Source organism: Haemophilus paracuniculus (genome assembly GCF_002015115.1).
GTDB classification, from domain to species: domain Bacteria; phylum Pseudomonadota; class Gammaproteobacteria; order Enterobacterales; family Pasteurellaceae; genus Haemophilus_E; species Haemophilus_E paracuniculus.
In genome coordinates, this window is the sequence record NZ_MUYA01000014.1 from 25585 (window position 1) to 34993 (window position 9409).

A 9409-nucleotide genomic window follows, 5' to 3' on the forward strand; every position below is an offset into this window, starting at 1 on the left:
ACTATAACAAGGGGTCAGATCTGCTGAATTTTTGATGATTTTTTGGACGAAAGTCAAATTTTAATCTTCGCTCAAAACGGAATAAAAGAGAAATTTACAAAAATCTTTCCTGCGAATTACCTAGCACGGCAAGCCGTACTAGGTTATGAATTTTCAGGGACTTTGTCCCTGTTGCCCCCGTCATTTTGCGTTGAGCGGTTTCGTCAATTTCAAGGTCAATTTGTACTGTTTGAGCTTGCGAAGCAAGCGAGTTTACAAATTGACCGCAGAAATTAGAAACAAGCGAAACATCAGCAAAATACTCGGGGCGTGTTTCTTTGGTGATTTACTCGCTTCGCTCGCCCTTCGGGTCGTTGGCTTCGCCAACGCTCAAACGCAAGCGTTTGTCTTTGCACGAGCAAAGAAAGTAACAATTTCAAACAAGGAGTAAGATTTCTAAAAATTTCGCCAATAAAAAATAACAATCAGAATTGACAAAAATCCATTTTCGATTAGGCTTTCAATCATTTCCCCTTAACTTCAAAACCTATGGCAAAAACAAACCCTATCCCTCAGACTTCGTGGGCGGCTTCTCACTTGTGGGAACTGCGTCCGCAAACCCTTGCCATTATTAGCATTGCAATGAGCCTAATGGGTGTGGGCGATGGTTTACTCGTGCTGGCTTCGCTCGGTTCAACGCCGTGGACGGTGCTTTCACAAGGCATCGCCCTGCAAACGGGGCTTTCAATCGGCACTGTGGTGGCGATTGTCAGCGTAGTGGTGCTGTTGCTCTGGATTCCGCTCAAACTTCGCTTTGGGCTTGGCACGATTCTCAACATTATTTTGATTGCAATTTTTATCGATCTCACGGTCAGCTTTGTGCCAGTCCCCGAAGATTTAATGGTGCGGATCGCCTTTATGGTGGCGGGGATTTTGGTGTTTGGGATCGGCACGACTTTTTACCTTTCGTGCAAATTAGGGGCTGGCCCGCGAGACGGCTTGATGGTCGGCATCTGCCAACGCTACGGCTGGAACGTGGGGCGAGTTCGCACCTCGATTGAGGTTATCGTCTGCGTCTTGGGTGCGTTGCTCGGCGGCACACTTGGCGTGAGTACGGTCGTTTTTGCTCTTTCAGTCGGCTGGATTATTCAAGGCACGATTTGGTTTTTACAGCGGCGTTATTCGCAATAGGAAAATGGACGCCAGCGTGGCGTCCCTACGGTAGGGACGCGAGGCTCGCGTCCCAAAACAAGCGGTCAGATTTTTTGAATTTTTAATCAATTCAATCAAATAAAAATAAGGACAAACACAATGAACAAAGAAATCTATTTAGCTGGCGGTTGCTTTTGGGGGGTGGAAGCCTTTATGCAACGGATTCGGGGCGTGATTGATGCTCAATCGGGCTACGCTAACGGTAATACCCTCAATCCAACCTATCAAGAGGTGTGCAAAGGCAGCGGGCACGCGGAAGTGGTGAAAGTAACTTATAATCCAGCCCAAATCAGCTTGGCGAAATTGTTGGATTACTATTTCAAGGTGATCGACCCCGTTAGCATTAACCAGCAGGGCGAAGATAAAGGCATTCAATATCGCACGGGGATTTATTATGTCGATCCGCAAGACGAGCCAACCATTCGCACCGCCCTCGTCGAGCTACAAAAAGGCTACAACCAACCGCTTGCGGTGGAAAATGAGCCGTTGGAACAATATTTCCCTGCCGAGGAATATCATCAGGATTACCTCGACAAAAACCCAACGGGCTACTGCCACATTGATATTCAACTGATGAACGAAATTTTGGCGAATCAATAATGAACGAACAAAGCTACTCTGCCCCTGTCGCGATTTTAGGGGCTGGCTCTTACGGCACGGCGTTGGCGATTGCGTTGGCACGCAACGGGCAAACTACCTATTTGTGGGGGCATAATCCGCACAAAATGGCGGAAATGGCGAGAACTCGCACCAATCAGGAATTTCTGCCCGATATCGCCTTTCCCGAAGCCTTGCAGATTGATAGCGATTTAGCCGAAACCCTCGCCAAAGTGCGAGATATTTTGCTAGTCGTGCCAAGCCACGTTTTTTCGCAAGTGTTGGCTCAAATCAAACCGCTGTTACGCCCCGATCATCGCATTATGTGGGCGACCAAAGGCTTAGAAAGAGACACAGGGCGACTGTTGCAATCGGTGGTTGAGGAAATTCTCGGCACAAACTACCCGCTTGCAGTGCTGTCGGGCCCGACTTTCGCCAAAGAACTCGCCCAAGGCTTGCCAACGGCGATTGCCCTTGCTGCAAACGATGCGGAATTTGCCGACCAAATGCAGCAGCGGATTCACTGCTCGAAAGCGTTTCGGGTTTATCTCAATGCGGATATGGTGGGGGTGCAACTCGGTGGGGCGATTAAAAACGTAATCGCGATTGGGGCAGGCATTTCAGACGGAATGGGCTTCGGGGCGAACGCTCGCACCGCCTTGATTACCCGTGGGTTAGCCGAAATCAGTCGTTTGGGGCAAACCCTCGGGGCGAATCCTACCACCTTTATGGGAATGGCGAGCTTGGGCGATTTGGTGCTGACCTGTACCGACAACCAATCTCGCAACCGCCGATTTGGGCTAATGCTCGGGCAAGGCAAAACTGCCGAGCAAGCAATGGCGGAAATCGGGCAGGTGGTTGAGGGCTTTTACAACACCAAAGAGGCGTTTTTGCTCGCTCAACGTCAAGGGGTGGAAATGCCGATTGTGGAACAAATTTACCAAATGCTGTTTTGTGGTAAACACGCCAAAGAGGTTGTCGCCAGCCTGCTCGGACGTGAACGCAAAGGCGAATAACAAAAAAGGGGAAAAATATGGCAGAAATGAGCTTAGAACATCTTAACCAAGTGTGGCAAAACATTCGTCAAGAGGCACAAGAACTGGCGACCAGCGAGCCGATGTTGGCGAGTTTTTTCCATTCTACTATTTTGACCCACCAAAATTTGGGCGGGGCGTTGAGCTATATTTTGGCGAACAAACTCGCCAACCCAATTATGCCTGCGATTGCCCTGAAAGAGATTATCGAACAGGCTTACCTTGCCGATCCGCACATTATTGAGAGTGCCGCCTGCGATATTGAAGCGGTGCGAAGCCGTGATCCTGCGGTGGATAAATGGACGACCCCGTTGCTCTATCTCAAAGGCTACCACGCCCTGCAAAGCTACCGTGTTACTCACTTCCTTTGGCAACAAGGGCGGAAAGCGTTAGCGGTTTATCTGCAAAATGAAATTTCAGTGGCGTTTGATGTGGATATTCACCCTGCGGCGAAAATCGGCTGCGGCATTATGCTCGACCACGCTACGGGGATTGTGGTGGGCGAAACGTCCGTGATTGAAAATGATGTGTCGATTTTGCAAGGCGTAACCCTCGGCGGCACAGGCAAAGAACACGGCGACCGACACCCGAAAATCCGCGAAGGCGTGATGATCGGAGCGGGGGCGAAAATTCTCGGCAATATCGAAATCGGGCGTTATTCCAAAATCGGGGCAAATTCGGTGGTGCTTAACCCAATCCCCGACCACGCCACCGCCGCTGGCGTGCCAGCCAAGGTGGTCTCGCAATCCGCCTTACAAAAACCTGCGTTCGATATGAACCAATACTTTGACGATATTGAAAACGTAGAGGGAATGGGGATTTAGTGGCAAGCGGTGGGATTTTAGAAAATATGCAATATAGTGATTTTATCGTTTATGTGGACGAAAGTGGCGATCATAGCTTGACTTCGATTGATGCGAACTATCCCGTATTCGTTTTGGCGTTTTGCATTTTTGAGAAAAATCACTATTTAAATACTGTTGTGCCTCAGTTACAAAAATTAAAATTTGAGTATTTTGGACACGATTTAATTGTTTTACACGAACACGAAATCCGCAAAGAGAAAGCCCCTTTTAATATTTTCCCAAATCGAGAAGCAAGGGAAATTTTTATTCACAAATTAAGTGAAATTATTGAACATTCTGATTTTAAATTAGCTTCTTGCGTAATTGATAAAAAACGTGTCGCAGATAAATCTGTTCACCCTTATCATTTATCGTTAAAACATTGTTTAGAAACACTTTATGAATTTATTTGCGAACAAAATCAAACGGATAAAATCACTTTTGTGATTGTTGAGGGGCGAGGTAAAAAAGAAGATGAAGAATTAGAGTTAGAATTTTTACGCATTTGTGGTGGCGATAATAAATTTCAAAAATCCTTACCGTTTAAAATAAAAATTGTCTCTAAACAAGTTAATTCATCGGGGTTACAATTAGCTGATTTAGTCGCGAGACCAATCGGACGATATATTTTAGACAAAACGCAAGCTAATCGAGCTTTTGAGATTTTACGCCAGAAATTTTATGTGGTCGGAGAAAATGAAGATCCGAGAGGATTAAAGCGTTTTCCTCATCCCTAAAAAGCGAAAAGCCTCGATGAACCCACCGAGACTATAACGCCGACCGAGAACCCCCGATCCATTTAGGGGGAAGTATAAATCAACCAACTAAATTCGCAACAAAAATCATCAAATAGAGAACGAAAAATGAAAATCTGCCTGGTTAAAACATCGTCAATGGGCGATGTGATTCACGCCTTGCCAGCCCTGACGGATGCCCAGCGAGCCATTCCTGATTTGCAAGTGGATTGGGTGGTGGAACGTGCTTTTGCGGAAATTCCCCAATGGCATTCAGCGGTGCGAAATGTCGTGCCAGTGGCGATTCGGCAATGGCGTAAGCGGTTGGTTTCGCCCCAGACTTGGCAGGAATGGCGAGCCTATGTTTCCCAGCTCAAAAGCGAAAAATATGAGGCGGTGATTGACGCACAAGGCTTGCTGAAAAGTGCGGTACTTGCCACCCGTTTGGCGAATGGCACGAAGCACGGCTACGATAAAAATTCCGCCCGTGAGGGGCTAAGTGCTTGTTTTTACGATAAAAAATATGCCATTCCCTATCAGCAACACGCGGTGGAACGTATCCGCAAATTGTTCGCTCAATCGCTGGGCTACGACTTGCCGAACGAGGTGGGCGATTACGACATTGCTCGCCATTTCGCCAAAAATTCGGCAAATCTGACCGCTTGCAAGCCCTATGTGGTGGCAATTCACGCCACTACGCGAGCGGATAAACATTGGACGGAACAGGCGTGGGCGGCACTGTTCTCGCAGATTTGCCAAACGGGGGTTGAAGTACATCTGCCTTGGGGCAATCTCGCCGAAAAAGCCCGAGCCGAGCGGTTGGCTCAATCTTCGCCGTTGATTAAGGTGTTGCCAAAATTAACCCTAACCCCCCTCGCCCAACATCTCGCCGAAGCCACGGCGGTGGTGTCGGTGGATACAGGCTTGAGCCACCTCACCGCCGCCCTCGACAAACCCAACATCATTCTTTACGGGGCGACCGACCCGAATTTAATCGGGGCTTACGGTAAAAATCAGCACTATCTTACCGCTTGTTCAATGGCGGAAATCTCGGCAGAACAAGTGTGGGATCGGCTTTCTGACTTGCTGCCAAAATGATGATTTTGTGAACGAAATCACGGTTTTGATTCTGTCTTTTCGCTAAAATTGTTCTATCACAAAATAAGTGAGGAAAATATGGACGATTTTAATTCTTCAAGCAGTTCATCAATCAGCTATACCACCAGCAGTAGCTTTGATTATTCTAGCAGTAGTTTTTCTGGTTCTTCGTTTTCAAGCGACAGTTCTTTTTCATTTTTCAGCAATGATACGGCGACAAAACAAGAGACTGAAATCAACCCTGCCACGGGACTGCCGATGATGGGGGGAATTGGGGGATTGGATGCGGCTGGAAATCCTTACGGCAGCGATTTATCTTGCTCAATCACTACGCACGATTCTAATTCCGTTCGTTCCGATGGGGGAAGTGGGCAAACCGCCCCACAAGCCAATATCACACCAAACCATAATTCCCATTATGACCCAAGTGAATTTGGCTTTTTGAGAGAGGTGTTAATGATTTTTACCGCCTTACTCGTTGGTCTTATGTTAGTGATTTATCTAATCGCTTTCATTGGCTAGAAATGTAAAGAAAGCAGAGAAAGGGGAAAATCCTTGACTTTGGCGGTTTTTGCGACTATGATCCGCAGGCTTTTCTTTGTGAAAAGTGGTTTTTATACGTTATTTTAATTATTTTAACTGGAGCTTTTTAATGGCAACTATCAACCAGCTAGTACGCAAACCGCGTGTTAAAAAGGTTGTAAAAAGCAACGTTCCTGCATTAGAGGCTTGCCCGCAGAAACGTGGCGTGTGTACTCGTGTGTACACAACTACACCTAAAAAACCGAACTCTGCACTTCGTAAAGTGTGCCGTATTCGTTTAACTAATGGCTTTGAAGTTACTTCATACATCGGCGGTGAAGGTCATAACCTTCAAGAGCACAGTGTTGTGCTTATCCGTGGTGGTCGTGTGAAAGACTTACCAGGTGTGCGTTATCACACTGTACGTGGTGCACTTGACTGTGCAGGCGTTAAAGATCGTAAACAAGGTCGTTCTAAATACGGCGTTAAACGTCCTAAGGCTTAATGGTTCTCCGTTAAGTAAGGCCAAACGTCTAATTTAGTTATTCACTATATTTAAACCATAAACTCCAGTCAAAATGCGATTTTCGCACTAGATGAGTTTTGGGTATCCTGAAGATTTATATACGGAGAAATTCGCAATGCCACGTCGTCGTAGTGTTGAACCACGCAAGATTCTTCCAGATCCGAAATTCGGTTCAGAATTACTTGCAAAATTTATCAATGTTTTAATGGTAGATGGTAAAAAATCTATCGCAGAATCAATTGTTTACAGTGCATTAGATACACTTGCTCAACGTTCTGGTAAAGAAGCGTTAGAAGCATTTGAAATCGCACTTGAAAACGTTCGCCCAACCGTTGAGGTTAAATCTCGCCGTGTGGGTGGCTCTACTTATCAAGTACCAGTAGAAGTTCGTCCAGTTCGCCGTAATGCACTTGCAATGCGTTGGATTGTTGAAGCAGCTCGTAAACGTGGCGACAAATCAATGGCGTTACGTTTAGCAAACGAACTTTCTGATGCAGCAGATAACAAAGGCTCAGCCGTGAAGAAACGTGAAGACGTTCATCGTATGGCTGAGGCGAACAAAGCGTTTGCTCACTATCGTTGGTAATCGTTTTATAGGTTATCTTAGAGGCTTCATCTCAACATTTGCGGTGAAGCCTTATCCCTATCAAATTTCATTAAACCAAACAAGGTAATAATAATGGCTCGTACAACCCCTATTTCACTCTACCGTAACATCGGTATTAGTGCGCACATCGATGCGGGTAAAACTACTACAACTGAGCGTATCTTGTTCTATACAGGTGTTAGCCACAAAATCGGTGAAGTACACGATGGTGCTGCAACAATGGACTGGATGGAACAAGAACAAGAGCGTGGTATTACTATCACCTCTGCGGCAACCACAGCATTCTGGGCTGGTATGTCGCAACAATATCCACAACACCGTATTAACGTTATCGATACCCCAGGACACGTTGACTTTACAATCGAAGTAGAGCGTTCAATGCGTGTTCTTGACGGTGCGGTAATGGTTTACTGTGCGGTAGGTGGTGTTCAACCTCAATCTGAAACAGTATGGCGTCAAGCGAACAAATACCAAGTTCCACGTATTGCGTTCGTAAACAAAATGGACCGTACTGGTGCTAACTTCCTTCGTGTTGTTGAGCAAATCAAAACCCGTTTAGGCGGTAATGCTGTTCCTTTACAACTTCCAATCGGTGCAGAAGAAAACTTCACTGGTGTAATCGACTTAATCAAAATGAAAGCGATTAACTGGAACGAAGCTGACCAAGGTATGACTTTCACTTACGAAGACATTCCTGCAAATATGGTAGCTGAATGTGAAGAATGGCGTAACAACCTCGTTGAAGCAGCGGCAGAAGCATCAGAAGAGTTAATGGAAAAATTCTTCTCAGGCGAAGAATTAACCGAAGAAGAGATCAAATCTGCGTTACGTCAGCGTGTGTTAGCGAGCGAAGTGATCCCAGTTTGCTGTGGTTCTGCGTTCAAAAACAAAGGTGTTCAAGCAATGCTTGATGCGGTAATTGATTACTTACCAGCACCAACTGACATTCCAGCGATCAAAGGTATCAACCTTGACGAAACCGAAGGTGAGCGTCACGCAAGCGATGAAGAGCCATTCTCTGCATTAGCATTCAAAATCGCCACTGACCCATTCGTAGGTAACTTAACCTTCTTCCGTGTGTACTCAGGCGTAATCAACTCTGGCGACACCGTAATGAACTCTGTGAAACAAAAACGTGAGCGTTTCGGTCGTATCGTTCAAATGCACGCAAACAAACGTGAAGAGATCAAAGAAGTTCGTGCGGGCGACATCGCTGCGGCAATCGGCTTAAAAGATGTAACCACAGGTGATACATTATGTGATTTGGATAAACCAATTATCCTTGAACGTATGGAATTCCCAGAGCCAGTAATCTCTGTTGCGGTTGAGCCAAAAACTAAGGCTGACCAAGAGAAAATGGGCTTGGCACTTGGTCGTCTTGCACAAGAAGACCCTTCATTCCGTGTTCACACTGATGAAGAATCTGGTGAAACCATCATCTCAGGTATGGGTGAGTTACACTTAGATATTATCGTTGACCGTATGCGTCGTGAGTTCAAAGTTGAAGCGAACATTGGTAAACCACAAGTATCTTACCGTGAAACTATCCGCACTCGTGTAAACGATGTGGAAGGTAAACACGCAAAACAATCAGGTGGTCGTGGTCAATACGGTCACGTGGTGATCGACTTGTACCCATTAGAGCCAGAAGGCCCAGGTTACGAGTTCGTGAACGAAATCAAAGGTGGTGTAATCCCTGGCGAATACATTCCTGCGGTTGATAAAGGTATCCAAGAACAGCTCAAATCTGGTCCATTAGCAGGTTACCCAGTAGTCGATCTTGGTGTACGTTTACACTTCGGTTCATACCACGATGTGGACTCATCAGAACTTGCGTTTAAACTTGCAGCGTCATTAGCGTTCAAAGCAGCGTTCGCAAAAGCAAACCCAGTTCTTCTTGAACCAATTATGAAAGTCGAAGTGGAAACTCCACCAGATTACGTGGGTGATGTAATCGGCGATTTAAGCCGTCGTCGTGCAATGGTGAACGGTCAAGAAGCAAACGAATTCGTTGTAAAAATCAACGCAGAAGTACCGCTTGCAGAGATGTTCGGTTATGCAACCGACCTTCGTTCACAAACCCAAGGTCGTGCGTCATACTCAATGGAACCATTGAAATACGCAGAAGCACCACAAAACGTTGCAGCAGCAGTTATTGAAGCTCGCAAAAAATAAGATTTTTTAACCCCGAGCCATAAACAATCGGGTTTATGGCTCCCTTTCTAGGAAGATATTCAAATGTCTAAAGAAAAATT

At 46.0% G+C, this 9409-nt stretch carries 10 protein-coding genes; all 10 read left to right on the forward strand.

Annotated features, from left to right (window positions below; all coding sequences use genetic code 11):
* The first annotated feature begins 528 nt into the window (after positions 1 to 528).
* The 10 genes from yczE (at position 529) to fusA (ending at position 9329) form a co-directional block, all read left to right on the forward strand.
* A complete protein-coding gene (yczE, locus tag B0187_RS09150) occupies positions 529 to 1170 on the forward strand; it encodes a membrane protein YczE (RefSeq protein WP_078237557.1) in 642 nt (213 codons plus the stop codon).
* Positions 1171 to 1290: 120 nt separating this feature from the next.
* Positions 1291 to 1791 carry a peptide-methionine (S)-S-oxide reductase MsrA gene (gene msrA / locus B0187_RS09155; RefSeq protein WP_078237558.1) on the forward strand — a complete coding sequence of 167 codons (501 nt, stop codon included), beginning with the start codon at positions 1291 to 1293 and terminating at the stop codon, positions 1789 to 1791.
* Positions 1791 to 2804 carry an NAD(P)H-dependent glycerol-3-phosphate dehydrogenase gene (gpsA, locus tag B0187_RS09160; RefSeq protein WP_078237559.1) on the forward strand — a complete coding sequence of 338 codons (1014 nt, stop codon included), beginning with the start codon at positions 1791 to 1793 and terminating at the stop codon, positions 2802 to 2804. Before msrA ends, gpsA begins: the two co-directional genes overlap by 1 nt.
* 26 nt (positions 2805 to 2830) lie before the next feature.
* Complete coding sequence (cysE, locus tag B0187_RS09165) at positions 2831 to 3646, forward strand: serine O-acetyltransferase (protein WP_078237564.1); 816 nt, start codon at positions 2831 to 2833, stop codon at positions 3644 to 3646.
* Positions 3647 to 3672: 26 nt separating this feature from the next.
* Complete coding sequence (locus B0187_RS09170; RefSeq protein WP_078237565.1) at positions 3673 to 4404, forward strand: DUF3800 domain-containing protein; 732 nt, start codon at positions 3673 to 3675, stop codon at positions 4402 to 4404.
* Positions 4405 to 4530: 126 nt separating this feature from the next.
* Positions 4531 to 5499: a lipopolysaccharide heptosyltransferase RfaC gene (rfaC, locus tag B0187_RS09175; protein WP_078237560.1), complete on the forward strand. Its 969-nt coding sequence runs from the start codon at positions 4531 to 4533 to the stop codon at positions 5497 to 5499.
* 78 nt (positions 5500 to 5577) lie between these two features.
* Positions 5578 to 6021, forward strand: coding sequence for a hypothetical protein (locus tag B0187_RS09180; RefSeq protein WP_078237561.1), 444 nt, complete (start codon positions 5578 to 5580; stop codon positions 6019 to 6021).
* 130 nt (positions 6022 to 6151) lie between these two features.
* A complete protein-coding gene (gene rpsL / locus B0187_RS09185) occupies positions 6152 to 6526 on the forward strand; it encodes a 30S ribosomal protein S12 (RefSeq protein WP_005543325.1) in 375 nt (124 codons plus the stop codon).
* Positions 6527 to 6662: 136 nt separating this feature from the next.
* On the forward strand, positions 6663 to 7133 hold the full coding sequence (gene rpsG, locus B0187_RS09190; protein ID WP_078237562.1) for a 30S ribosomal protein S7: 471 nt from the start codon (positions 6663 to 6665) through the stop codon (positions 7131 to 7133).
* Positions 7134 to 7226: 93 nt separating this feature from the next.
* Positions 7227 to 9329: an elongation factor G gene (gene fusA / locus B0187_RS09195; RefSeq protein ID WP_078237563.1), complete on the forward strand. Its 2103-nt coding sequence runs from the start codon at positions 7227 to 7229 to the stop codon at positions 9327 to 9329.
* Positions 9330 to 9409: the final 80 nt, after the last annotated feature.